Below are 23,027 nucleotides of genomic sequence, written 5' to 3'. Positions count from 1 at the left end.
TTCCTCCTTCTTACCTTCCGGTCACTTGGATTCCTCCGCCTTCCTCTTGTACTCCTCCCAGCGGTCGTCCACCCAGGCCTGGAGCTGGTTGAGCTGCTCGATGCTCATCTTCCTGAAGCGGCCCTGCCGCTCCACGTAGTGCACCACGGGGAGCTTGTTGCCCTTCTCGGCCAGCGTGCGGCTGCGCCCCGTGAAGCGGAACTTGCCGTTTTCCACCTCGAAGAGCACGCAGATGCCCGTGTCGACGGCGAGCCGTCCGATGCGGATCGTGTCCTTCGTGGGGTACTGCCAACCCGGGGGGCAGGGCGTGTGGATGTGGATGAAGCGCGTCCCCTTGATGCGCTTGGCCCGGACGAACTTGTCGTAGAGGTCGATGGGGTAGGCCGGCGTCGTCGTGGCGATGTAGGGGATCTGGTGGGCCTCCATGATCTTCAGGAAGTCCTTCTTGTGCTGCTGCTTCGTGAGCACGGGGGTCGTCGTCGTGAGGGCACCCATGGGCGTCGCGCTCGAGCGCTGGGTGCCCGTGTTCATGTAGCCCTCGTTGTCGTATGCGACGTAGATGAAGTCCGTCCCCCGCTCGGCGGCCCCCGACAGGGCCTGGATGCCCATGTCGTAGGTGCCCCCGTCGCCGGCGAAGGCCACGACGGTCGTCTCCGTCCGGTTCAGGGCGGCAAGCCCCGCCGCGATGCCCGATGCCGAGGCGGCCGTCGCGGCGAAGGTGGAATTCACGCTGGGGACGAGGACCGGCGTGAGCGGATAAAGACCGTGGAGGACGCAAAGGCAGCAGGCCGGAAACGTCACGATCGTGTCCTCCCGCAGGGCCTTGAGGGCGAAGCGGTAGGCGATGGAGAGCCCGCAGCCCTGGCAGGCCCTCGTGCCGGGCAGGACGTATTCCTTCTCGTGGATCTTGAAGAGATTCTGCGGCATGGCTTCACTCCGTGGCGCAATTGAGCCAGGTGGTTCTCAGATTCCGCTCGCCCGCCTGGATCCGGGCCAGGGACGACTTGACGGCTTCCACCAGTTCCCTTGCCTTCACGTCACGGCCCCCGAGGCCCGCCACGTGATCGTGGATGGGCGCCTGGATCCCGCTGCCGTAGAAGGCGGCCTTGAGATCGGAGCACAGCCCCCCCTCGTAGCCGTAGCTGATGCTCTTCTCGAAGAGGATGATGGCCCGGGCGTTCCGGAAGGCCTCGACGGCCTCCTTCGCCGGGAAAGGCCGATAGGAACGGATCCCCACGACGCCGGCCCGTATCCCCTCACCGCGCAGGGCGTCGGCGGCCACCGTCGCCTCGGCGGCGAGCGACCCCATGCTCGAGAGGATCACGTCGGCGTCCTCCGTCCGGTATGTCCAGAGCATGCCGCCGTGGTCGCGCCCGAAGGCCTCCGCGTAGAGGCGGTTCACCTCGCGGATGACCTCCGGCGCCTTTTCGAGGGCGTTTTGCAGCTTCCAGCGCATCTCCATGTAGCCGTCGCAGAGGGTCCCCTCGGCATCGGGGCGCCGGTTGGGCAGGAGGACCGAGTTGAGGGTCAGCGGGTTCGCGGCGTCGAGGATCGTGTGGGGCTTGTAGGGCGGCAGGAACTTCCGCACCGCCGCCGGGGACGGGGCGATGACGGGCATCATCGTGTGGGAGAGCACGAAACCGTCGTAGCACACCATGACGGGGGCGTAGACGGTCTCGGCGATCCGGTAGGCCTGGATCACCGTGTCGAGGATCTCCTGGTTGTCGCGGCAGTAGAGCTGGATCCAGCCCGTGTCGCGCTGGGCCAGCGAGTCCTGCTGGTCGTTGAAGATCGACCAGGGGGCGCCCACGCCGCGGTTGACGCAGCACATGACGATGGGGAGCCTCGAGCCCGCCGCCCAGTGCAGCTGCTCGTGCATGTAGAGCAGGCCGTTGGCGCTCGTGGCCGTGAAGACCCGCGCCCCGACGGTGGAGGCCCCGATGCAGACCGTCATGGCCGAGTGCTCGCCCTCCACCCGGACGTACTCGGCGCGCAGCTGGCCGCTCTCCACGTATTGGGAAAGGATCTCGGCGAGCTGCGACTGGGGGGTGATGGGGTAGGCGGCGATGACCTGGACGTCGCACAGCCGTGCAGCGAGCGCCGCCGCCTGGTTTCCGGTGATGATGCGCGCGTCAGTCATTGCACTGGTCCTCCCTCACCATGCTGATGGCGCGGGACGGGCACTCCTCGGCGCAGATCCCGCAGCCCTTGCAGTACTCGAGGTCGATCTCGACGGGGATCCCCGCCTTGACCACCGCCTCGGGGCAGTAGAGCCAGCAGAGGTAGCAGGCGGGCCGCTTCTTGACGGAAGGCGTGCACTTGCTGTGATCGATGACGGGCCTCAGGTCGCGCCAGTCCCCGGTCCTGCCCGCCTCGCCGACGGTGGGCCGGCACATGGCGGAGATGTTCTCGTCTTTTTTCTTCATAATCGTTCGCCTCTGCCTCTTGGTGATCGGTTTTTGCCTTTTGCCCTACGCCTTCCTTTTCACAACCGTTCCCTCGTAGGCGGCCCGCACCGTCTCGAAGTTCTGCGAAGCGGCCGCCGCCGGGAGCTTGCCGCGCAGGGCCTTCTCGATGTTGCCCAGGGAGACGATTTCCGTGGCTTTCGCGAAGGCGCCGAGCATGGGCGTGTTGATCACCGGAGCGCCTTCCTTCGTGAGGCGGAGCTTCAGGGCGATCCCCGTGGCGTCGACGACGGCCACGTCGAAATCGCCGTCGAACCCCACGTCCGCGGGTTTCGCGCACGTGTTGATGATGACCGTCCCGCCCTTGCGGATCCGGCCCTTCACGTCCACGACGCCGAGGAGGGTCTCGTCCAGCACGATGCCGATGTCGGCCATCTCAACCTGGGAGAACATCCGGATGGGTTCTTCCGAGATGCGCGTCGAGGCCGTGACCGGTGCCCCGCGGCGCTCGGGGCCGAAGGTCGGCGCCGAGGTGACGCCCTTGAAACCCTCCAGGTATGCCGACTCCGCCAGAATCTGCGCGGCGACGACGGCGCCCTGGCCTCCCCGCCCGAACCAGATGATCTCTTTCATGGTGCCCCTGCGCTCCTTGTGTTGCCGGTCGATAAAAAAAGGCCATGAGCTTCCTGCCCATGGCCTTTAGAATTTCGTCTTCGATTCCCTAAATTCTAAAAACGACGGGCGATCGGGTTGTCCGCAGAAGCAGGAGCAGAGCGAGGCACAATAGCCCGTTGAGGCTCAGCAACTCTCTTCCCGCACCGATCGACGTCATTTCGCCTGATTTCCTCACAAAGTATCACCTAGATATAGGAAAGGTTTCGGGTTGTCAACAACAAAATAGGCACCAGGCTTCAGGTCCCAGGCGTCAGAAAAGAAAAAAGCATTTTGTCGGCTGATGGCCAGTAAGCCTGCTTCGCCGAACCCGTCCAGATCAGGTCAGTCATCGCGCACCCGTTACATATGCAAGCATCAGGCCCGATCCGAGAGGGTGATGCCCGCAGAACGGCCGACGGATCAACCTCCGAGGCCGCTTTGCCTGCCGCCTGATGCCTGCTGCCTGTCACCCAGGGCCCGGATGATCATCGCCGCGTAGCGCTCCGCGGCGCCGCGGCTCGACAGGACCCGCCTCTGACCCTCGGACCCGCGGCGCCTGAGCTCTTCCGGATCCGAAAGGATGCGTTTCATCCCGTCGAGGAGTTCCCTCTCGTCGCGCACGCAGATGCCGGCACCGGCCTCCTCCAGGAGCGCCTTTTCGTCCAGGAAGTCCTCCATGGAAGGCCCGTAGAAGACGACCTTGCCCCAGGCGGCGGGCTCCAGGATGTTCTGCCCCCCTTTCGGCACGAGGCTCCCGCCGCAGTAGACCACGGAAGCAAGGCTGTAGAGGCCGAAGAGCTCGCCGATCACGTCGACCACGACCACCTCGCCCTCCGGCTCCCGGCCCGCCCGGATCTCGCTCATCAGGATGCAGGCATGCCCCTGGGCCGCGGCCAGATCGCGCACGGCCGCACCCCGCTCGGGGTGACGGGGGACGAGAATGAGCCGCAGGTCCGGAAAGTCGCGCAGCAGCTCGCGGTACACGCTCAAGACAACCGTCTCTTCCCCCTCGTGGGTGCTGCCGGCCACGAATACGGGCATGCCGGGCGGCACCCTGAGCTGTGCGGCTTTGAGGGACCAGAGCTCGCCGCTGACCCGCGAGGCGAGACTGTCGTACTTGGCGTTCCCCATGACGGAGACCTTCTCCGGCGCGGCCCCGATCGAGCGGAGGCGCTCGGCATCCACCGCGGAGATCACGCCGAACCGCTCAACCGACGCGAGGACCCCCTTCCAGAAAAAGGCCGTCCGCGAATACCGCCGGAACGAGCGGGGGGAGATCCGCCCGTTGACCATGACGGCGGGGATTCCGCGCCTGACGCAGCACCGCAGGAAGTTGGGCCACAGCTCCGTTTCCGTCAGGACGACGATGTCGGGGGAAATCCTGCCGATGACACCCTTGACGACCCAGGGAAGGTCGAGGGGGAAATACATGAAGGCCGTTGCCTGGGGGACGAGCTTTCTCGCCATGGCCTGGCCCGTCTCCGTTCCGGTGGAAAGGACAATGGAAGCCTGGGGGAGTTTCCCCCTCAACGCTGCCACGATGGGTGCCGCCGCCGTGACCTCGCCCACGGAGACGGCATGGACCCAGACCCGCGGACGGCCCTGGATGGCGGAAAGGGTCTCCCGGGGCATCCTGCCCAGCTTCGGCCCGATGCTGCGGCGGTACTTCCCCGCCACGAGAATCTTGAATGCGTAATACGGCGCAAGGAGCGCGAAGCCCGCCAGCAGGACAAGGTTGTAGAGCATGATGAGCACCGCCCGACGATAATGCGGTTCCCGGGCACTGTCAAGCCCGCTTTATCCGGCTTCCGGGCCCGGGTCGTCAACGCATGCGGCGGATCATGCGTTTCCAGACGGCATGCGGCGCGTGGCTTGCGGCCAAGGGTGAAGGGGAGTCCAAATCCCCCGGCCTCTTGCCTTGAGCCCTCCGTGATTGACAACCCCCGGTGAATGGTGTAGTTTGGGCATCGGCTCCAAAGAGCCCGAAATCACGCAAGAATGCGCATCATCGCAAACGGAGAGAATCCCCCATGAACGCCAGAAAAGCACTCATCGGCACCGCCGTCGCTCTGATCGTTGCAGCCCTGCTCGTGTCCTGCGCCCGCTACCAGAGGCAGGTCGTACCCTTCAAGATGCCGCAGGCCTATCCCAATGCAACGACCGTCGGCGGCGCCGTCGTGGCCTCCAGGGCATGGGACAACCGTGAGGAAGCCCAGAATGCGTTCGGGTTCGACATCCGGCCCGATATCCTCCCGATCCAAGTCGTATTCGACAACAAGGGGAACCATCCCCTCGAGATCGTAGCGGAGCAGACGATCCTCATCGACGTGGAGAACAACGCCTGGCAGGTTCTCGACGCCAGGCTCGCCTACGACCGCATCGCGAAGAGGACGGAGCTCGGCGAAGTCGCCCCGGGCGCGGCAAAGTACGGCGCCCTCGGGGCCGTGGCGGGAGGCATCATCGGCGCGGCGATCGGGATCGTGAGCGGCCAGGGCGTGGGCGATGCCGCCATGAAGGGGGCGGCCGCCGGGGCGGCAACCGGGGCCGTCCTGGGGGGCTCGCAGGCCATGTCGGACGGCGACGTCCAGCGGCAGATCCGCGAGGATCTCAGGACGCGCTCCCTGGAGCGCAGGGCCGTGGCGCCGCAGGAGATTGCCCACGGGTTCGTCTTCTTCCCCGGGGAGGCCAAGAAGGCCCAGGAGCTCCGGCTGCGGCTGCGCGAGGCGGATACGGGAAGGGTCTACCCGCCGGTCGTCCTGCGCTTTTAAGGAAAGCGGCACTGTATCGGAAACAGGGCCTGCACCTCTGTTCTCCTCCCCTGGCGGGAGGAGGAAGTGGAGTTCCCCCTCACCTCCATCCTCTCCCGCGGAGGGGAGAGGACGGAACTTGTACAAGGAAACCCTCGATGAAAAAGCAGATCGCCCCGTCCATCCTCTCCGCCGATTTCAGCAGGCTGGGGGAGGAGATCAAGGCCGTGGAGAAGGCCGGCGCCGATCTCATCCACGTGGACGTCATGGACGGCCACTACGTCCCGAACATCACGATCGGCCCCGGCGTCGTCGCGTCCCTGCGAAAGACGACAAAACTCCCCTTCGACGTGCATCTCATGATCGAGGAGCCGGACCGCTACATCGATGCCTTTGCCGAGGCCGGCAGCGACATCATCACGGTCCACGCCGAGGCGGTCATCCACCTGCACCGGACGGTGCACTACATCAAAGGAAGGGGGATCAAGGCCGGGGTGTCCCTGAACCCCTCGACGCCGCTGTCCTGCATCGAGGAGATCCTGCCGGACATCGACCTGCTGCTGATCATGACGGTGAACCCCGGGTTCGGCGGACAGACGTTCATCCCGGGGATGCTGCCCAAGATCCGAAAGGCCCGGGAAAAGGTGCGCAGCCTCGGCCTGGGGACGGCCATCGAGGTCGACGGGGGGGTCACGCCGGAGAACATCGGAAGCCTCGCAGAGGCCGGCGCAGACATCTTCGTGGCCGGCGCCGCCGTGTTCGGCAGCCCGTCTTATGCTGACACGATTGCCCGGATGAAAGCGATACTCGGCGGGACGCGATAGTCTCAGGCAGGCTTGTATGACGTTGAGAAGTTAGGAAGCTGGGAAGCTGAGAAACGACAGGGATCAGCAACAAAGAGTGACATTTCCCCAAACTTCACAACTTCTCAACTTCCCAACTTCCTTTCTTCACCGGGTGCCTCAACCGGCTCCGCCTTCCGCGGCCCGGCGGCCTCGCGGCTGTAGGCCAAAAGGCTTTCCGCCTTCGAGTCTTTGCGCTTGATGGCCTTGAGGAATCTCGCCACCAGGATCTCCGTCAGTTCCTCGAAGGTGTGGCGGGGCTTCTCGCCTGCCGGGACCTTCCCGCCGGCCATCATCTCGTGCCCGCCGCCGGTCCCCAAGTCCGCCACCATTTTCTGGGCGATCCGGTCCGCCGATCCCCGGCGCCTCTTCGTCCGAAGCGAGAAATAGACGTCCCCGACGAATTCACCCATGGAGAGGACCCACTTGACCCCCTCGGTGCGGACGATGAGATCGGCCATCTCCGCGATGATTTCCAGGTGTTCCACATGGCCCAGGTTCAGGATGACCGCGTCCCTGTAGAGCCGGGCGCTGCTGATGGCCTTCTCCAGCATGCTCAGGTAGTCCCGAGGCACTTCCGGATGCTCAATCTGCGACAGGAGGCGGAAGAGAACCCTGTTGTAGTAGTACATGCAGGCGTCGATGTCTTTCACGCTCACCCCGCGCCCGAGGTCACGGGTGTCGGAACGGACCCCGTAGAGAAGCGCCGTGGCCACCTTCCGGTCCACCTCCGTGATGCCCGCGTCCCGCAGGTACTCCGCGAGGATCGTCGAGGTGCTCCCGTAATCGGTCCGGATGTCGTAGTACTTCGCCTGGCGGGTCCTGGCCCGGAAGGGCATGTGATGGTCGATGACGATGTCGGGGATGACGGAGCGGGGCAGCGAGTTGTTCCCGGCCCCCGGCTGCGTGTCCACGAGGGCAATGACGCTGAAATTGCCGAGATTGACCTCGGAGAGGGAGCGGAGGTCGATTTTCAGGTGGCGGATCATGGCCCGGTTCTCGGCGCGTCCCACGACGCCGCTCGAGGCGATGATCGCACCAACCTTCCACTTCGCATGGAGGAGGTACTTGAGAGCAAACGCCGCGGCAAGCGCATCGGGGTCGGGGTGATTGTGCGTGACAATCAGGACCTTGCGCTTGCCCCGAACGACCTCGTAGAGCCTTTCGAGACGGGTCTGGTTGTTCGTGCCGTTCTGAGCCATGATGTCAGGGTGCCGCTTGAACGCCGCGGCACCGATCGGCCGATCCCGGTTCCTTCACCCGGCTGCGCGGGGCCCCGGGTGCGACGATGCGCCCGGTCCTCGTTGCGCCTCCCAGAACCCGCCGAAACAGCCCGGACCCGGACCGAAGACCCCGGGTCGCTGAGGCGTAGGGGCGATTATACGGCTTTGGGGGCGAATGTCCACTTTTTTTTCTGCACCCGCCCCGCTTTGTTTTTTTACCCGCGGCCTATTGAAGGCTCCGGTCGAGTGGGGTATTGTACAAAAAGGCATAAGGCGAAGGGCATAGAGCTGATGGAAAGAAAGAAGAAAGCATTCCCCGCGCCCCAGGCCTTTTGCCTTTAGCCTTCAGCCTTGAGCCTGTTTGTCATGCATCTCATCATCGACGGCTACAACCTGATCCGGCAATCGGACACCCTGCGGGCCCATGAGCGTCAGGGCCTTGATGCGGGCCGCAAGGCCCTCGTCCGGATGCTGGCCGGCTACCGGAGGGCCGTGGGGCACCGCATCACCGTCGTCTTTGACGGCTGGCTCGGGGGCCCTCCCCAGGAGGAACGAGACCGGGAATCGGGCATCGACATCATCTACTCCCGCCGCGGGGAGAAGGCGGACGAGGTCATCAAGAGACTGGCACGGGGGCACGCCGGCGAGACGATCGTGGTCACCTCGGACCGTCCCGTCATGGATGCCGCCGCGCGTGCCGGGGCCGTCGCCATCGCCTCGCGCGAATTCGAGGAACGAATCCGCCGGCCCCGGGTTGCACCGGCGCCGGTCCCGGACCTTCGCGACAAGGACGACGGGGAGGACTCCCCGCCGCCGCGGGGAACGAAGAAAAAAGGCCCCTCCCATCGGACATCCAAGCGGGAGAGGCTCCGGCAGAGGGGAATGAGCAAACTCTGACGGTCGCAGACGCGCAGGCGCTGCGAAGTTCAGGAGTGCGGAAATCAAGAGGAATCCCCTTCCTTCCGGAGTCCTCGACTTCACAACTGCTTCACGTCTCAACTTCGCGTTGCCGCCCCCCATGGCCGCACAAGTCGATGAGCAGCCGCTCGAGCAGGAGCCTGGGCTCCTGTCCCGTCGACTTCATCGCCACGTCCGCAGCCAGGACCCGGTCCATGTACGCGAGCAGCTCCCCGTGGGAGTAACGCACCGAGTTGCGCAGGGCGTTGTAGATCACATAGGGATGCTGGCCCGCGAGGGTCGTCCCCCGGCCCAGCTCCGCCTCGCACTCTTTGACCGCCGGGTAGACGGCCCGCTGAAACCGGCCGAAGTCCATGCCGGCCTGGAACCCGCCGAGCCTGCCCGACTGGAGCAGGACCTTCCCGTGGAACAGAAAACGGACCTCTCTCGTGATCATCGCCAGGATCACGAGGGGATGGACGCCCTGGTAGAGCAGGTCGCCGAGGCTCGCCAGGGCTTTCCGCAGATCGCCGGCCACGAGGGACTCCGTCAGGTCGAAGACCGTGTCGTCGCGCGTGCGGCCGATGACCGCCTCCACGTCCGCGGCCCCGATCTCCGCCCTGTCCCCCGCATAGGTGATCAGCAGGTCGAGCGCCTCGGCCGAATCCCTCAACCGGAACCCCGTCTTTTTCCCGAGAACGATCCACGCCTCGGGGCTGAGCGATTTCTTTTTCCTTGCGAGCTTTTCCCGCAGGTTCTCCATCATGAGACCGCGCCGCCTCGACTCGCTGCGCGTCTGCAGGAACGACAGCACGACGCCCTTGTCGGCCATCACCTTGAAGAGCCTCTTTCGGCGGTCCACCGTATCGGCCGAGACAATCAGAACGTGCCCCTCCGGCAGGCCCGAGGCGAGCAGATCCTCCAGGGCCTCCGTGCCGCCGGGCCGCGCCCGGTCGGCGAGGCCGTGCGCGATGCAGTGCTCCAGCACACGGGGAAGCCACTTGTCCCGCTCCGCGGCCCCTTCCTCCCCCGCGATTTCCCGCCACTGCTCATCGGGGATTCTCCGCCAGCCCTCGTCTCGGAGCTGTTCGAGGCTCCAGCCCGCGACGTCGATCAGGACCATGAAGGTCCGGGCCGCCGCCGGGAGGTCCGTCTCGACGCTGTCGGCGATTTTCCGGACGAGTTCGGGGACCGAGGTCTTCGAGTAGAAGAGGCGGGTCTTCCGCAGGACCACGGCCTTGGGGCCCGGGATGAGGGAGGGGGTCAGGAGGGTCTCGCACACGGCATTCACCCCGCCCGATTCGTCATCCATCACGAACAGGCTCAGGTCCCTGTCCTTCTCCGGGATCAGGGCGTCGATGATCTTCCCCAGGGCTTCCTCGACGAGAAAGTCCTCGTCCCCGTAAAGAAGGTAACAGGGCGCGCCCTTGCCTTTTGCGATGTCCTTCAGGACCGCCTCGAGGCTCTTTTCCGCAACCGGCTCATTCTGGCTCATGACTCGATTTCACCGAAACGATCATCCGCAAGCTGCAAAAGCCTGCGGACCGTGAACGATATACATCAAATGTGGGAAAAACGGGAGAGGATTATGCTCGCATCAGGATGAACGAAAGAATGGCGGATGGGCAGAGAGAGCGGGAAAGGCGTCGGACTGCATGGCATCGGCTGCTCGAAAATGACCGGATGCAAGGCCCCCGAAAGCCCGAGGACTGGGGTGTACCGCGCCGTGCGCCGCAGGGACGAGGGATGAGGGAAACGCCGCAGACGGCCGTTTCGGGACAGCCGATCAGACGATGACGAACCTGCGGATGTACTCGACGATCTCCTCCGGCTCGTCGAGGACGCGGAACAGCTCCATGTCCTCCCGGGAGATCATCCCCTGGCCGAGCATGGTGTCCCTCAGCCAGGCGAGGAGCCCCTTCCAGTAATCGCTGCCCATCAGGATGACCGGGAAGCTCTTGATCCGTTTCGTCTGGATCAGCGTGAGGGCCTCGAAGAACTCGTCCATGGTGCCGAAACCGCCGGGCACGATGACGTAGGCCACGGCGAACTTGACGAACATGACCTTCCGGATGAAGAAATACTTGTGGTAGAGCCTGACGTTGGCAAACTCGTTGGGGGTCTGCTCGAAGGGCAGGCGGATGTTCATCCCCACCGATGTCCCGCCCGCCTCGGCGGCCCCCTTGTTGGCCGCCTCCATGATGCCGGGCCCCCCGCCTGTGATGACGCTGAAGCCCTGCTGGGCCAGGAGCCGGGCAAGGTGCTCTGTCTTTTGGTAGTAGGGGTTGGCAGGGGTTGTCCGGGCTGAGCCGAAGATGGTCACGGCCCGCCCGATGTCGGAGAGTTCCTCGATGGCCTCGACGAATTCGGCCATGATGCGGAACATGCGCCACGATTCGTTGACGGAGAGGGCATCGACGAGGTATTGCTTTTCTTCCATCAGGCGCAGTGCGAGGAGCAAGGCAGGAACACCGCAGCGAGGTTCCTGCCCCCATCCCCGGTGAGGGTTGTCTTCGAATATGCGTCCATGCGGCCGGTTACGAGTGGCGCCGTCTCTGAATCTTGGCAAGCCGCCGTCTGGCCTCGAGCGCTTTTCTCTTGCGCTTGACGGAAGGCTTTTCGTAGGCGCGACGCAGCTTCAGCTCCTTGAACAGGCCGTTCTTCGACAGCTTGTTCTTGAGAACCTTCAACGCCTTGTCGACATCGTTGTCGAAAACCTTGACTTCCAAAAATGATCGCTCCCTTCCTTTTGAATTCGTGAGAAACCCGAAACCCCCGATCAGGAAAAATATCCCACTGCAACGGAATCAAAGGCAATTCCGCGGTTGGAGAGGATGCGTGAGCCGATCGTCGAGTCCGATTTTCCTACGCGAAACTGTTGAAGATTATTAAAAAAGAAAATTTTTGTCAATCAAAACTTTGCGGCTCGGGCCGTTTCATGCATCGTCCGTGCTCCCCTCGTCTGCCGAGCCTCCCCTGCCCTCCAGGTTCCATCGATCGGTCCCGTATTTCTCCCTCAACAGCCTCTCCTTCAGCGATTCCTCGGCCGGGCTGAGGACGCCCTCGGCCAGGCGGATGCCCAGGGTGTCCTCGAAGGCCGCCCGCAGCAGGCCGGCCAGTTCCTCGTGCCCGACGGCACGCCCGAGCTGCTCCCGGAGGCTGGTCGTTGTTCTTCTGACCCCCTCGACGGACACCCCCATGACCGAGGCGGTCCGCACGGGGTCGATGTCGGCAAGGAGCGAGCCGTGCTGGAGAAACGCCCCCCCCGAGCGGACCTGGGCGCTTCCGCAGATCTTGCGCCCGCCCACGAGGAGTTCGTACCGGGACGGCGCGGCGAAGCAGTATCCCTCCAGCGCGGTCCCCGCCGCCGACCGTCCGTCACAGGCGACCTCGGGCGTCAGGCCCAGCCGGCAAAGGGCCTCCACGATGCAGGCGCTCACGACCCGGTAGGTTCCGATGATGTCGCCGGTGAAGAGGGGGTGGTCGGCGGGGGCAACGAGAGAGTAGGTCAGCTCGTGTTCGTGCAGGACGGCCTTGCCGCCCGTGGGACGGCGCACGATGTCGACCCCCGCCCGGCGGCAGGCGCCGACATCGATTTCCCGGCCTGTCTTCTGGAAGTACCCGAGAGACACGGCGGGGGGGCTCCATCCGAAGAAGCGAAGCGTCGGCGGCAGTCCCTCCCGGCGGTTGAGGCGGAAGACGGCCTCGTCGATGGCCATGTTCTCGGCGGCGCGCAGCGCCCGGTAGGGCAGGAAGCGCCACGGGGCGTCACTCATTCCTCATCCCCGGCTTCCTCGCCGACATAGTCCCGGTACTCCTCCGCGTCGAGGAGGTTGTTGAGCTCGTCGAGATCGCGCATTTCCACCATGATCAGCCAGCCGGACCCGTAGGGGTCGCTGTTGATCACGCTCGTGTCGTCCTCGATGTCCTCGTTGACGCTGATGACCTCGCCGCTGACCGGCGAGATGAGTTCCGCCACCGACTTGGCCGACTCGATCGAGCCGAAGGCCTCGTCCTGCTCGACCTCCTTGTCCGGCTCGGGCAGCTCCACGGAGTAGATTTCCCCGAGCTGCCCTTGGGCGTAGTCGGAGATCCCGACGGTGGCGATGTTGCCGTCGACCCTCACCCAGGTGTGTTCACGGCTGTAGAAGAGATCCTCTTGAAAAACGGACATGATTCTTTTCCCAAATCATGAAGTTAAGACGTTGTGAAGTTGCGAAGCTCGGGAAAGCCTGAAGCCGGCCGATGGTCCCGGTCCGTCCAAGCTTCTCAACTTCCGAGCTTCCCAATTTCCATCCTTATCCGATCACCTGCATCTCCTTTGAAAACTCCGTGAGCACGCGCACGCCCCCCTTCTCGACGACGGCCGTCACCTCGATGCGGATCCCGCAGAGACCGGGCAGATAGATGCCCGGCTCGATCGTGATGACCATGCCCTCCTCGAGGACGGCCTCCGACAGGGCCGAGAGCCGGGGCGCCTCGTGGATGTCAAGGCCCACCCCGTGACCCGTCCCGTGGGAAAAGCGCGGGCCGTAGCCCGCCTTTTCGATGACTGCCCTTGCGGCGGCGTCCACATCGCGGCATGGCACGCCGGGCCTCACCGCCTCAAGGGCCCTGTCGTGGGCCTCCTTGACGAGGGCGTAGAGCTTCTCGTGTCGCCTGCCCGCCCGGCCGATCACGAAGGTGCAGGTTTCATCCGAGTGGTACCCGCCGCTGACGGCCCCGTAGTCGACGACCACGACGTCCCCCGGCCGGATCTTCCGCCTGCCCGGCCGCGCGTGGGGCAGGGCGCTGTTGGGACCCGATGCAACGATCGTGTCAAAGGCAAGCCCCTCCGCCCCCTTTTTCCGCATCTCGTACTCGAGCTCGACGGCGATGTCCAGTTCGCACGCGCCGGGGCGGATGCTCCCCAGGGTCGATTGCATCGCCCCGGTGGCAATCCGGATCGCCTTGCGGATCTGATCGATCTCGGAGGGGTCCTTCACGGCGCGAAGGTCGCCCAGTTCCGACGCGAGCGGCTTCCAGCGGACCTTCTTCGCCTTGCGCCGCAGGTCATGGAAAAGCGCCACGGACATGGCGGCCGGCTCGAAGCCGACGACGCCGTACTTTTCGGCCGTCAGGGCATCGGCGATCCCCTCGGCCTTGTCGCGGTAGAGCACCACCCGGGCCCCCGGGGCCTGTTTTGCGGCCTGGGTCGTGTAGCGGCCGTCCACGAGCAGGGAGGGCTTCCCGGCGCCCACCAGGAGGGCCCCGTCGCTGCCGGAAAAGCCTGTCAGGTAACGGATGTTCCTGAGATCGAGGATGAGGATCGCATCCACGCCCGAGCGGCGCATGATCGCCCGAAGCCGGGACAGTCTCGCGGCCGTTGACGGTTTGTCAGGCATGCTTCTTCATCCTGTCGAGAGAGACGAGCCAGCGGTTGAGGGTCCCGACGAGCGCGGCACGGCGGTCCGGGGCCGGGGCGCCCGGGGCGGAGCCGACGGCCCCCGGTGCCTGGGGCTCCTCGGCCTCAAGCGATGCGGCGCCCGCCGTGTGGCTGAACAGGCCGTGAAAGGGAGGCGAGGCGGGGTCCCCGAAAAACAAGTCCCTGTCGTTCCGGGCCGGGGTCTCCTCGGCCTCGAGCGGCGGCCTGCCGTCCCCGCCGGAGAGCGACTGCAGCCTGTCGAGCCTCTCCAGGGCGGCGCGGTTCTGGGGGTCCGCGGCGAGGATTTCCCTCAGGAGCGCCTCGGCGAGTTCCCTGTAGCCCTGCCGGGCATAGAGATCGGCCAGGGTCAGGGTCTTGAAATCGGCCGCCCGGGGCAGTCCGGCCTCCTCGTCCGGCTTCTCGGCCGCCTCCGGGTAGGCGCGGCTCTCCCTGCGCAGGCGGTCCTCGAGGTCCTGGATGGCCTCCGCGGATTCGGGGTTGATCGCCATGTAAATGCGGGAGGCCCGATCGGCCTCGTCGTCGAGACCCTGCCCCCGGCACAGCTCGGCGAGGATCCGGAAGGCGGGCGACCACCGGGTCACGTCGCGGGCGAGCTCCCTCAGCACGTCGAGCGCCGGGGCCGTTTCCCCCTTGCGGAACCACCCGATGCCCAGTACGGTCCGGGCTTCGACGTCGTCCGGGTACACCCGCAGGCGCTCGAGGGCCATCTCGACGGCACGGGCGGGGTCCTGCTCCAGAAAGGCCTCGGCCCGGGCGATGAATTCCCTGCGGTCCATCACCTCGCTCAGCCTCACCATCCCGAATCCGTCCTGGCTGCCGTTTTTCTCCATCGGCCGGGTTTCCGTTCCCTTTCCGTCTTCTTCTTGTCCTGTATTTCGCGTTTCCGCCCCTTCGGGGCCCCGCGTTCAGTCGGGGACTAACACAGCGTCCCGGGAGTGTCAAGGTTCAAAAAAACCCCGCGGCCCTGTGGACCGCGGGGTTTCGGCTTCTTCCGCCTTGCGCGTTACGGCATCCCGGCTTTGCGGGCCTAGATCCCCTGGGCGAGCTGCGCGTCCTGCACGACCCGGGGCGTGATGAAGATGAGGATCTCGCGCTTGAGCCTCTGCTCCTCCTCCGCCTTGAACAGCCAGCCGAACAGGGGGATCTTGTAGAGCCCGGGCACGCCGCCGACACCCTTGGAGTCATTGGACTTGTAGATGCCGCCGATGACGATCGTGTCCCCGTCGTAGACGACGACGGTGGAGTCGACCTCGTTCTTGTTGATGGGCGGGTTGCCCTGGATGGAGCGCGTGTAATCGGCGTAGTCGTTCGTGGCCTTGATCTCCATGGAGATCTTGCCCTCGGGGGTGATGGTCGGCTTGACGTCGAGCTTGAGCACCGCCTCCTTGAACTGGATGGTGCGGGTGACGACGCCGCCCGAGGTGGACTCGGTGACGTAGGGGATCTCCTCGCCCTGCTTGATCGTCGCCTTGACGTTGTCGAGCGTCGTGACCTTCGGCGACGAGATGATCTTGCCCTCGCTCGAGCCCTCCAGGGCGTGGATCTGGGCGCTGATGACGAACTTGTTGGAGCCGGCGACGATGCCCAGCAGCGGCGTGTTCGAATAGGTGTAGGGGAAGTTCACGGCGAGGTTGCTGCCGGTGAACCCGATGCCGCTCGGGAGGGTCTGCGCGATCGTCGTCGCACCCGTCGTCCCGGTCGTCAGCCCCGTGGCGTAGCCTGCCGAGCCGCCGAGAATGCCGAGATTGGTGCTGTTGATGTTGGTCGCGCCGCCGGCGCCCCACTGGACACCGAGCCGGCGGGTGAAGGTCTCGTTGGCCTCGACGATCTGGGCCTCGATGGAGATCTGCTTCAGCTTGCCCCGGGAGACGTCCTCCTTGAGGCGCTGCTCCTCGGCCTTCTTGATCTTGTCCGCGGGCATGACGACGATGACATTGCCCTGCGTCTTGGTCCCCAGCTGCTGGATGTCGAGGATCGTCTCCAGGGCCTGGTCCCAGGGCACCTCGTTGAGCTTCATCGTCACGGTGCCCTTCACGTCCTCGCCGGCCACGATGTTGAGGCCGCTCACCTCGGCGATGAGGCGGAAGACGCTCCGGACGTTGGCATCCTGGAAGTCGGCCGTGATCTTCTGGCCCGTGTAGACCTTGGCTTCCTTCTTCTCGGTCTTGGTCTCCCTGGCCTTCGGCGCGGGCCGCATCGCCTCGACCTTGGCCACCTCCTCCTTCATCCGTTCGCTTCGCGGCAGGCTGACCGTGTCGATCTCGACGATGAGCTGGTTCCCCTCCTCACGCACGAGGTGCGGCACGGCATCCCGCAGCGCGACCTTCAGGGTGGCGACGGGCCGCTCGCCCGATTTCATCTGATCGCCGGTGACGCCCTCGACGACCTTCAGGCCGCCGTCGGCGGTCTTCCTCTTCAGCTCGTCGGGCACCATCATCCGGTCGAAGGTGAGCACGAGCATCCGGGCCGATTCCCGGGAGGCCGTGTACCCCATGAGCTTGGAGGTCGTGATGATGACCTTTTCCTTGTCCGCCGCCCTGTCGAAGGCGATCCTCTCGATGTAGCCGACGGCGGCGGGCGCATCGGCCGGCGCCGGGGCCCCGGGCTTGGCGGCCGCCTCCGCCGCCGGGTCGGGACCGGCGTTCATCGTTGCGCAGCCGGCAACCAGCATCACACAGCATGCAATCGTCAGTGCCCACAGGCTCAGCTTCTTCATGGTCTTCCCTCGCCTTCCTCTTTATGGAGCTTCAGCGCCACACGGTGCGACTTTTCCTTGCCCTTGGTGCCTTCCCCGACTTTCTCCTCGACGATGACCCGGTCGGGGAGGATCTGGATCACCCTTCCGCCGTTCTCGCCCATGAGCGTGCCCAGGTACACGATGTAGCCCTTGCCGGCCCCGTCCTCGACCATGGCCACGCGCTTCGACGCCGACCCCGCAATGCCCGTCACGCGGACCTTGTCCAGGGGCACCCGCTGCAGGGGTGTGAGGTGGCCCGTGTACTTTTTCTTCTCCGGGCCCTTCTTCGCGGGGGTCGGCAGCTCGAGCCGCACGAACGGCTTGAAGGGGTCGGTCTTGCCCTTCGGGTCGTACCGGTAGTCCGGCATCTCGAGGGCAGCCTCCCCCGGTTTCACCGTCGCGGGCGCCGCCGCGGGAATCGCCGAGGCCACCGCCGTAGCGGGCGGCGCCGCGGGCGTGTCCGCTGCGGGGGCCGCCGTCGCGGCAACCGCAAGCAGGAAGACGAAAGCCAGGCTTCCCGCCAGGGGCTTACTTTTTCTGCGCTGCTTTCTTGTCCGTTCCATCCGCCTTCTTGCTCCCTTCAACGGGCTTTTCGACAAACATGTAGGTCTTGATCAGGAAACTCGTCGCCAGGGTGGGGCCCTTGGCGCCGTTGGCGTCCTTCGTCCCCTCGCGCCGCTCCATGGAGATGTCCGAGACGTTGACGATGCGGGGCAGCTTCGCCACCTTCTCGAAGAACGTGGCCGTGTCGTGATAGACCCCGGTGAGCGAAATCTTCACGGGCAGCTCGGCGTAGAACTCCTTTTCGACGGGGGCCAGGGGCTCGAAGAGCTGGAACTCCACGCCCCCGATGTTCTCGGCCTCCGACATGGAGATCAGCAGGCCCGGGATCTCTTTCTGCTCGGGCAGTTTCGCCATGGCCACCTTGAGCTGCTCCTGCAGCTGAGCGATCTCCCGCTCGAACTTGAGTTTCTCCTCCATGAGCTTCTGCTTCTGGGTGAGTTCCCTCTGCAGGTCCGCGAGCCGCACCTGGAGCTGCTCCTCCTGCTGCATGGCGTTTTGATAGTACAGCGAGTAATAGGCGAATCCCAGCAGGATGAAGAGCACGAACATCGCCAGGACCTTCTGCCGGACGGGCATTTTCTTGAGATCGTCTACGCTCAGTGCCATGCTCAGAACCCCTTCTTGAGACCGCAGGACAGGGTGAACTGCTTCAGCTTGTTGCCCGCGATTTCCGTTTGTTTCGACGAGACGAGGTCAACGGTGGTCAGGTGTTTCGATTTCTCCAGGTTGCGCATGAACTTCGCGATCGCGACGTTGTCCCGCGCGAACCCGTCGATCTTCACGTCCGCCTCTGTTTCCTTCATCGACTTGACCCAGACCTGGTTGGCCGGGACCATGGCGGTCAGCTCATCGAGGAAGTAGACCTTGGCGAAGCGGTTCTTCTCGAGGTAGCTGATGATGTGGAGCCGTTTCTCGAGGATCTCCTTCGCCTTCTTGTACTGGTTGATGTCGCCGATGTTCGACTTGAGCTGCTGGAGCCTCTGCTCGGTGCCTTGCACCTCGGCCTCGAGCTCGTTGAGCTTCATCACGGTGAAGACGTGGAACCCGACGAGCAGCACCGCGAAGACGGCCCCCAGGGCACCGAGGATGACGACCTGGTTCTTCGACTGGACTTCCTTTTTCTTTTCCCTGTAGGGAAGCAGGTTGACCTTGATCATTTGTCCCCGATCCTCCTCATGGCGAGCCCGACACCGACTGAGGCCTGCGGCCCGATTTCTTTCAGGTCCTCGGCGGAAAACGATTTCTTGTCGGCCGAAACCTTGCGGAACGGATTGGCGATCTCGACCTCCACGTTGAGCCGCTGCACGAGCGCGTCTGCGATCCCGGGCATCCGGGCCGTCCCGCCGCAGAGCAGGATCTGCTTGATGTACCTGCCCGGGTAGGTCGACCGGAAGTAATCGACGGAGCGCTCGATCTCCAGCAGCAGGGGATCGGCGCAGGCGAGAAGCTCATCCCGGCTCTGCTCGTCGCCCGATGCGGCCTTCTCGAGCTTCATGCGCTCGGCTTCCTCGAAGGAGACCCCTGTCTTGTCCTGGAGGGTTTCCGTGATCGAGGTGCCGCCCAGCGGGAAATCGCGGATGAAGATGGAGGCGCCCCCCTTGACCACGTTGATGTTCGTCATGCTGGCCCCGATGTTGACGAGGATGCAGACGTCCTCGTGCCCGTAATCGTAATTCTCCTCGTACATCGTCTCGAGGGCGAAGGAGTCCACGTCCATGATGGCCACATCGAGCCCCGCCTTCTTCAGCGTGTCCACGTAGCTCTGCACGACGTCCTTCTTGGCGGCCACGAGGAAGACCTCCATCTGGCCCGGGCTCATGTCGCTGGACCCCAAGATCTGGAAGTCGAAGTTGACGTCCTTCATGTCGCCGAAGGGAAGGTACTTCTCGATCTCGTCGCTGATCAGCTCGCGCAGCGACTCCTCGTCCATGGAGGGGAAGCCGATCTTCTTGGCGATGACGGAGTATCCGGAGAGGGAGGTGACGACGGTGCGGGCCTTGCAGCGGGAGATCTTGAGGAGTTCCTTGATGCGCTCGGCCAGGGCATTGGGGTTGGCGATGATGCCATCGGCGATGATGCCCTTCGCGAGGGGAATGCTGGCGAAATTCTGCAGCACGTAGCCGTCGGGTCCCTCGGCGATCTCGGCGAGCTTCACGGAACTGGATCCGATGTCGAGCCCCGCAATCTGCTTCTTGCTGGAAAACAGGCCGTTGAGTTTGAACATGGGGTCCTCTGTGTCTGGCGGTCTCCTCCGGCCGGTCAACCGGCATCGGGGAGAGGGGTTAAGGCCGATTCACTTCACACCACTTCGGGCAATACGTTAAGCAAGCATTGTGCCACGGTCGACCCGGGAATCCGCCTTTGGAGGGGCTGCCGCGGCTGCGGCCCCGGAAGGCCTTGATTCGGAGGCCTTTTCGGCCGGGTTGCCTTCAGGATGCCCGACCGACAGGCCTTGCGGCGGGGGAAACCCCCAACGGTACTAATCGGCAGGGACGGGGCCGGGGTTAAATGAAATTTGCTACGGACGGTGCCTTGAACGGGGCGGCTGCCGTGAAAGAGGCTCCGGGACTGTGTTTCCGGGGCCCTGTCAGGCTTTTTGACACACTCTGTACAGGGACAGGGGAGAAGAAGGGGATTCTGAAGCTGTGAAGATGTGAAGCTGGGAAACTTGGAAGCGCTGGAAGTTATTGTGCGGTCACCGGACTATCCGAACTTCTCAACTTCCCAACTTCTAAACTTCCGAGTTTGAGGAGGGTCACTCCACGCGCCGGTAGACCCGGTCGCTCGGCTTCACCATGCCGAGCTCGTCGCGGGCCACCTTCTCGATGTATCGCAGGTCGTTGCGGAGAAGGAGGATTTCCTTTTTCAGGGCGTCGTTCTTCGCAGCGAGCTCCTCGTTGCCATGTCGCAGATCGAGAAGCTTCTGGTTGAGGCGGTGATTGTCGAGGACCCCCCGGCTGCCGAAGAGGATGGCCGACCCCGTGAGGATCAGGAACAGCAGAAGCACTCTGCCCGCCTTCATCCGCCACCCCCCGACAACGGCATCAGCGTTTGCGGTGTCCCCCGGTCGGTTCTCTGCTGACCGAGGGCAGGAGCGCCTGGGGCTCGCCCAGCAGGAATTCCCTCTTTTCGATCCAGGTCTTGAGTGTCTCCGCAATCTGCCGGGCCTTGTAGTAGCTCGACATGGAGGCCGTGGCCACTTCCTTCCCGTTGAGGATGATCCGGCCGCTGCGAAGTTCCTGATAGCTCACTTCGCCGAGGCTCTTGATGTCGCCGCCGCCCGGATAGTCCATGCTGTAGTCGTAGACCTGGGTCTTGATGTCCGCGTCCTTCACGGCGGTGAAGCGTGCCATCTCCTCGTCGAGCACGGGGATCGGGATCCCGATGCCGACGTAGAGGGAAACGCCGTAGCCCAAGAAGCTCGCGCCCGTGAGCCACTCCGGGGACATGGTCTTCAGGTCGCCGATGACGGCGAGGGTCCCCGCCCCGCCCGTCGGGACGCCGTTGGGTCCCCGCGGCGTGTCCGGGTGGTGCTGGGTGCCGTGCCAGGCCACGTACCCCTGGGCCCCGCCGAGGAAGATGCGGGTCCCGATCCCGATCGTCCGGTAGTAGGGGTCGTTGAACAGGGGGCTGAGCTGTCCCGAGGTGGAGTAGTTGGCGTTGGCCATCCGCGGGCGCAGGACCCCCATGTAGGTGTAGATCGTCTTGTCGGACATGTTCACGGCGCAGTTGTAGTTCTGGTAGCAGTTGCGCGGGTTGAAGAGGATCGCGTCCCGCAGGTCCTGCAGCACGATGTTCTTCTCCTGCTTGCGCGAGGGGTAGCAGTCCGTGCCGTAGCCCTCCATGCGAAGCCGGATCACGTTGCCGGCCACGAGATCCTCGATGACGTGGCCCCCGCCGTAATTGAACTCGCCGGGGAAGACGCTGTTGAGGGGGTCGCCCTCGGCCACCTCGGTCGCCCCGATGTAGCAGTCGACCGCCGCGAGGCCGCCGTAGGCCGCCACGTCGTTGAGCCAGACCTTGTGGGCCTTGATCCGCGGGGAGGTGTGGCCGAAATTCAGGAAGGCCCCCGATGAGCACATGGGCCCGAAGGTGCCCGTGGTCACGACGTCGACCTTCCGGGCCGCTTCCACGTCGCCGTGACGCTCGACGATGTCGATCATCTCCTCGGCCGTCACGACGACGGCCTTGCCCTGCCGGATCTTCTCGTTGATCTCGGCGATGGTCTTCTTGACTTTGAAGGTCTTCACCATTCTGCTCTGTTCGGCCTGTCCTGTCTATCTTCCTTGTCGAAAACCCTCAGCCTCACCAAGGTGTCAGGTATCAGGTGGCAGGTGACAGGTCAGAAAGAAGGATCTGCTGCCTGTTGCCTCCACTTCCTCATTTCCTAACTTCCCATCTTCTTAACTTCCTGATAGCAACAAAAACACGTTACCTACTGATACGCCCTTAGGGGCACTATCGGTTTTTCATTGAGCCGGTAGTGGAACAGCACCGTCAGGACGTTTTCGATCCCGCGGTCGCTCCAGCGGGCCCCGACATCGGCCCTGCGGTTGAGTTCCCTCATCTCCCGCTCCAGGGGAGCGGTGGTCGTGAAGGCAAAGCCCTTGTCGGCCTGCCAGCTGAAGGCGTGCGGCTGAGCGTTTTGGAGGTGCTCGGCCGACTGACGGAAGCCGTCGCGCTGCAGCTCTTTGATAAAGGCATCCAAGCCCTCGGGGGCTCGGGGCCCCCGGCGCCACAGCAACCGCTTGAGGCGCTTCTGGTAGTGCCGGCGCTGCTCGACCTGCATGCCGTCGAGCCAGAGGTAGTGATTGAGCTGGTGCACCAGATGCCAGCGGCAGCGCTGGACCGCAGAGGCACAGGCCTCGAGGTTCAGGCCCCCATCATGCACGAGCCGCTCGATGGGCAACCCCAGCAGTCGCCGGCGAAGCCCCTCGGCATCACCCACGTGCACGTGCACCAGCCGCTTGACGATGGTCGGGCGTCCGGCCACCGCGGGACCCGGGATGGCGCTGACGGCCAGATAAACGGCCGAGCCCCGCGGGTTCTTCCCCGCCTTGACCCGGGTGCCGTCGACCAGCACGGTCTTGCCGGCCACCTCGTCGCTCGGGGCGAGCGTCGCGGCCCGGGCGGCGATCTGGCGCCGCAGCCCCTCCGGGGAAGGCGCATCGGCCAGCAGCGCGCGCAGGGCCCAGGAGGCCCGCCCGAAGGGCATCTGGATCCCCAGCCCGATGGCCTTCTCGACCAGCTCGTCGAGGAAGCGCCGCCCGAAGGGAAGCCCCAGCACGGCATTGACCGGCCGAAACGTCCGGCCGCAGGCCTTGCAGCGCATCTGCAGGACCGCCAGTGACAGGCGCCCCCGCGACGTCCGCAGCACCCGGCTCCGCCAACCCTTGCGGATCAGCGCCGTGCCGTCGCAGCGCGGACAGCGCAGCCGGCCCCGATGGGCCGACAGCCACTGCAGCTGGATGTCCCGAAGCCGCTGCCCGTAACTCCGGGGAAAGGCCTGATCGTACAGGGCGGCCAAATGAAC

Annotated in this window: 24 protein-coding genes; 3 read left to right on the top strand and 21 right to left on the bottom strand. The window is 64.7% G+C overall.

From position 1 onward, the window contains the following. Positions 1–21 precede the first annotated feature (21 nt). From HPY67_10615 to HPY67_10595, 5 genes are all read right to left on the bottom strand, one after another. A complete protein-coding gene (locus HPY67_10615) occupies positions 22–927 on the bottom strand; it encodes a pyruvate synthase subunit beta (GenBank protein NPV05171.1) in 906 nt (301 codons plus the stop codon). Between the two features lie 4 nt (positions 928–931). Continuing rightward, the gene (locus tag HPY67_10610; protein NPV05170.1) at positions 932–2,140 is read right to left on the bottom strand and encodes a pyruvate ferredoxin oxidoreductase; all 1,209 of its coding nucleotides are present in this window, start codon (positions 2,138–2,140) and stop codon (positions 932–934) included. Beyond that, complete coding sequence (locus HPY67_10605) at positions 2,133–2,426, bottom strand: 4Fe-4S binding protein (GenBank protein NPV05169.1); 294 nt, start codon at positions 2,424–2,426, stop codon at positions 2,133–2,135. Before HPY67_10605 ends, HPY67_10610 begins: the two co-directional genes overlap by 8 nt. Before the next feature lie 45 nt (positions 2,427–2,471). After that, on the bottom strand, positions 2,472–3,038 hold the full coding sequence (locus tag HPY67_10600; protein ID NPV05168.1) for a pyruvate oxidoreductase subunit gamma: 567 nt from the start codon (positions 3,036–3,038) through the stop codon (positions 2,472–2,474). A 441-nt stretch (positions 3,039–3,479) separates the two neighbouring features. Then, a complete protein-coding gene (locus tag HPY67_10595) occupies positions 3,480–4,805 on the bottom strand; it encodes a 3-deoxy-D-manno-octulosonic acid transferase (GenBank protein NPV05167.1) in 1,326 nt (441 codons plus the stop codon). Between the two features lie 284 nt (positions 4,806–5,089). Here HPY67_10595 and HPY67_10590 point away from each other — a divergent pair, with 284 nt between their 5' ends. Together HPY67_10590 and HPY67_10585 are read left to right on the top strand one after the other, a co-directional pair. Next, complete coding sequence (locus HPY67_10590; protein ID NPV05166.1) at positions 5,090–5,827, top strand: hypothetical protein; 738 nt, start codon at positions 5,090–5,092, stop codon at positions 5,825–5,827. 137 nt (positions 5,828–5,964) lie between these two features. Then, positions 5,965–6,630, top strand: coding sequence for a ribulose-phosphate 3-epimerase (locus tag HPY67_10585; GenBank protein NPV05165.1), 666 nt, complete (start codon positions 5,965–5,967; stop codon positions 6,628–6,630). 104 nt (positions 6,631–6,734) lie between these two features. Here the strand turns inward: HPY67_10585 and HPY67_10580 are convergent, their stop codons facing one another. Next, a complete protein-coding gene (locus HPY67_10580; protein NPV05164.1) occupies positions 6,735–7,850 on the bottom strand; it encodes a bifunctional oligoribonuclease/PAP phosphatase NrnA in 1,116 nt (371 codons plus the stop codon). Between the two features lie 387 nt (positions 7,851–8,237). On the opposite strand from HPY67_10580, the gene HPY67_10575 reads away from it, so the two are divergent. Further along, positions 8,238–8,768 carry a hypothetical protein gene (locus HPY67_10575; GenBank protein NPV05163.1) on the top strand — a complete coding sequence of 177 codons (531 nt, stop codon included), beginning with the start codon at positions 8,238–8,240 and terminating at the stop codon, positions 8,766–8,768. Between the two features lie 91 nt (positions 8,769–8,859). Here the strand turns inward: HPY67_10575 and holA are convergent, their stop codons facing one another. The 15 genes from holA to HPY67_10500 form a co-directional block, all read right to left on the bottom strand. After that, positions 8,860–10,263 carry a DNA polymerase III subunit delta gene (holA, locus tag HPY67_10570; GenBank protein NPV05162.1) on the bottom strand — a complete coding sequence of 468 codons (1,404 nt, stop codon included), beginning with the start codon at positions 10,261–10,263 and terminating at the stop codon, positions 8,860–8,862. A gap of 291 nt (positions 10,264–10,554) precedes the next feature. Beyond that, complete coding sequence (locus HPY67_10565) at positions 10,555–11,211, bottom strand: TIGR00730 family Rossman fold protein (protein NPV05161.1); 657 nt, start codon at positions 11,209–11,211, stop codon at positions 10,555–10,557. Between the two features lie 94 nt (positions 11,212–11,305). Continuing rightward, positions 11,306–11,497, bottom strand: a complete 192-nt coding sequence (locus tag HPY67_10560; protein ID NPV05160.1) for a 30S ribosomal protein S21 — start codon at positions 11,495–11,497, stop codon at positions 11,306–11,308. 207 nt (positions 11,498–11,704) lie between these two features. Beyond that, positions 11,705–12,544 carry a lipoate--protein ligase family protein gene (locus HPY67_10555; GenBank protein ID NPV05159.1) on the bottom strand — a complete coding sequence of 280 codons (840 nt, stop codon included), beginning with the start codon at positions 12,542–12,544 and terminating at the stop codon, positions 11,705–11,707. Beyond that, positions 12,541–12,942, bottom strand: coding sequence for a glycine cleavage system protein GcvH (gene gcvH / locus HPY67_10550; GenBank protein NPV05158.1), 402 nt, complete (start codon positions 12,940–12,942; stop codon positions 12,541–12,543). The genes HPY67_10555 and gcvH overlap by 4 nt, the downstream gene beginning before the upstream one ends. Positions 12,943–13,066: 124 nt before the next feature. Next, positions 13,067–14,152, bottom strand: a complete 1,086-nt coding sequence (locus HPY67_10545; protein NPV05157.1) for an aminopeptidase P family protein — start codon at positions 14,150–14,152, stop codon at positions 13,067–13,069. Further along, a complete protein-coding gene (locus HPY67_10540) occupies positions 14,145–15,023 on the bottom strand; it encodes a hypothetical protein (protein NPV05156.1) in 879 nt (292 codons plus the stop codon). Before HPY67_10540 ends, HPY67_10545 begins: the two co-directional genes overlap by 8 nt. Positions 15,024–15,220: 197 nt before the next feature. Further along, positions 15,221–16,909: a hypothetical protein gene (locus tag HPY67_10535; protein NPV05155.1), complete on the bottom strand. Its 1,689-nt coding sequence runs from the start codon at positions 16,907–16,909 to the stop codon at positions 15,221–15,223. Next, a complete protein-coding gene (locus HPY67_10530) occupies positions 16,906–17,493 on the bottom strand; it encodes a hypothetical protein (GenBank protein ID NPV05154.1) in 588 nt (195 codons plus the stop codon). Before HPY67_10530 ends, HPY67_10535 begins: the two co-directional genes overlap by 4 nt. Continuing rightward, positions 17,459–18,100: a type 4a pilus biogenesis protein PilO gene (pilO, locus tag HPY67_10525; protein ID NPV05153.1), complete on the bottom strand. Its 642-nt coding sequence runs from the start codon at positions 18,098–18,100 to the stop codon at positions 17,459–17,461. The genes HPY67_10530 and pilO overlap by 35 nt, the downstream gene beginning before the upstream one ends. 2 nt (positions 18,101–18,102) lie before the next feature. After that, positions 18,103–18,651 carry a PilN domain-containing protein gene (locus HPY67_10520; GenBank protein ID NPV05152.1) on the bottom strand — a complete coding sequence of 183 codons (549 nt, stop codon included), beginning with the start codon at positions 18,649–18,651 and terminating at the stop codon, positions 18,103–18,105. Next, positions 18,648–19,718 (bottom strand): type IV pilus assembly protein PilM, encoded by a 1,071-nt coding sequence (pilM, locus tag HPY67_10515; protein ID NPV05151.1) that lies wholly within the window; start codon positions 19,716–19,718, stop codon positions 18,648–18,650. The genes HPY67_10520 and pilM overlap by 4 nt, the downstream gene beginning before the upstream one ends. A gap of 531 nt (positions 19,719–20,249) precedes the next feature. Further along, the gene (locus tag HPY67_10510) at positions 20,250–20,516 is read right to left on the bottom strand and encodes a septum formation initiator family protein (protein NPV05150.1); all 267 of its coding nucleotides are present in this window, start codon (positions 20,514–20,516) and stop codon (positions 20,250–20,252) included. 22 nt (positions 20,517–20,538) lie between these two features. Further along, a complete protein-coding gene (locus HPY67_10505) occupies positions 20,539–21,744 on the bottom strand; it encodes a hypothetical protein (protein NPV05149.1) in 1,206 nt (401 codons plus the stop codon). Between the two features lie 185 nt (positions 21,745–21,929). Beyond that, positions 21,930–23,021, bottom strand: coding sequence for a hypothetical protein (locus tag HPY67_10500; protein ID NPV05148.1), 1,092 nt, complete (start codon positions 23,019–23,021; stop codon positions 21,930–21,932). Between the last annotated feature and the right edge of the window lie 6 nt (positions 23,022–23,027).

The sequence above is a fragment of the Syntrophaceae bacterium genome (assembly GCA_013177795.1).
GTDB lineage: Bacteria > Desulfobacterota > Syntrophia > Syntrophales > UBA2192 > UBA2192.
The sequence above is the reverse complement of the archived record's forward strand: the minus strand, read 5'-3'. Positions and strand labels throughout refer to the sequence as shown.

Excerpts from the sequence above, each read along its gene's own strand:
- HPY67_10615 (NPV05171.1), bottom strand. The coding sequence starts at position 927 with ATGCCGCAGAATCTCTTCAAGATCCACGAGAAGGAATACGTCCTGCCC.
- HPY67_10610 (NPV05170.1), bottom strand. The coding sequence starts at position 2,140 with ATGACTGACGCGCGCATCATCACCGGAAACCAGGCGGCGGCGCTCGCT.
- HPY67_10605 (NPV05169.1), bottom strand. The coding sequence starts at position 2,426 with ATGAAGAAAAAAGACGAGAACATCTCCGCCATGTGCCGGCCCACCGTC.
- HPY67_10600 (NPV05168.1), bottom strand. The coding sequence starts at position 3,038 with ATGAAAGAGATCATCTGGTTCGGGCGGGGAGGCCAGGGCGCCGTCGTC.
- HPY67_10595 (NPV05167.1), bottom strand. The coding sequence starts at position 4,805 with ATGCTCTACAACCTTGTCCTGCTGGCGGGCTTCGCGCTCCTTGCGCCG.
- HPY67_10590 (NPV05166.1), top strand. The coding sequence starts at position 5,090 with ATGAACGCCAGAAAAGCACTCATCGGCACCGCCGTCGCTCTGATCGTT.
- HPY67_10585 (NPV05165.1), top strand. The coding sequence starts at position 5,965 with ATGAAAAAGCAGATCGCCCCGTCCATCCTCTCCGCCGATTTCAGCAGG.
- HPY67_10580 (NPV05164.1), bottom strand. The coding sequence starts at position 7,850 with ATGGCTCAGAACGGCACGAACAACCAGACCCGTCTCGAAAGGCTCTAC.
- HPY67_10575 (NPV05163.1), top strand. The coding sequence starts at position 8,238 with ATGCATCTCATCATCGACGGCTACAACCTGATCCGGCAATCGGACACC.
- holA (NPV05162.1), bottom strand. The coding sequence starts at position 10,263 with ATGAGCCAGAATGAGCCGGTTGCGGAAAAGAGCCTCGAGGCGGTCCTG.
- HPY67_10555 (NPV05159.1), bottom strand. The coding sequence starts at position 12,544 with ATGAGTGACGCCCCGTGGCGCTTCCTGCCCTACCGGGCGCTGCGCGCC.
- gcvH (NPV05158.1), bottom strand. The coding sequence starts at position 12,942 with ATGTCCGTTTTTCAAGAGGATCTCTTCTACAGCCGTGAACACACCTGG.
- HPY67_10545 (NPV05157.1), bottom strand. The coding sequence starts at position 14,152 with ATGCCTGACAAACCGTCAACGGCCGCGAGACTGTCCCGGCTTCGGGCG.
- HPY67_10540 (NPV05156.1), bottom strand. The coding sequence starts at position 15,023 with ATGGAGAAAAACGGCAGCCAGGACGGATTCGGGATGGTGAGGCTGAGC.
- HPY67_10535 (NPV05155.1), bottom strand. The coding sequence starts at position 16,909 with ATGAAGAAGCTGAGCCTGTGGGCACTGACGATTGCATGCTGTGTGATG.
- HPY67_10530 (NPV05154.1), bottom strand. The coding sequence starts at position 17,493 with ATGGAACGGACAAGAAAGCAGCGCAGAAAAAGTAAGCCCCTGGCGGGA.
- pilO (NPV05153.1), bottom strand. The coding sequence starts at position 18,100 with ATGGCACTGAGCGTAGACGATCTCAAGAAAATGCCCGTCCGGCAGAAG.
- HPY67_10520 (NPV05152.1), bottom strand. The coding sequence starts at position 18,651 with ATGATCAAGGTCAACCTGCTTCCCTACAGGGAAAAGAAAAAGGAAGTC.
- pilM (NPV05151.1), bottom strand. The coding sequence starts at position 19,718 with ATGTTCAAACTCAACGGCCTGTTTTCCAGCAAGAAGCAGATTGCGGGG.
- HPY67_10510 (NPV05150.1), bottom strand. The coding sequence starts at position 20,516 with ATGAAGGCGGGCAGAGTGCTTCTGCTGTTCCTGATCCTCACGGGGTCG.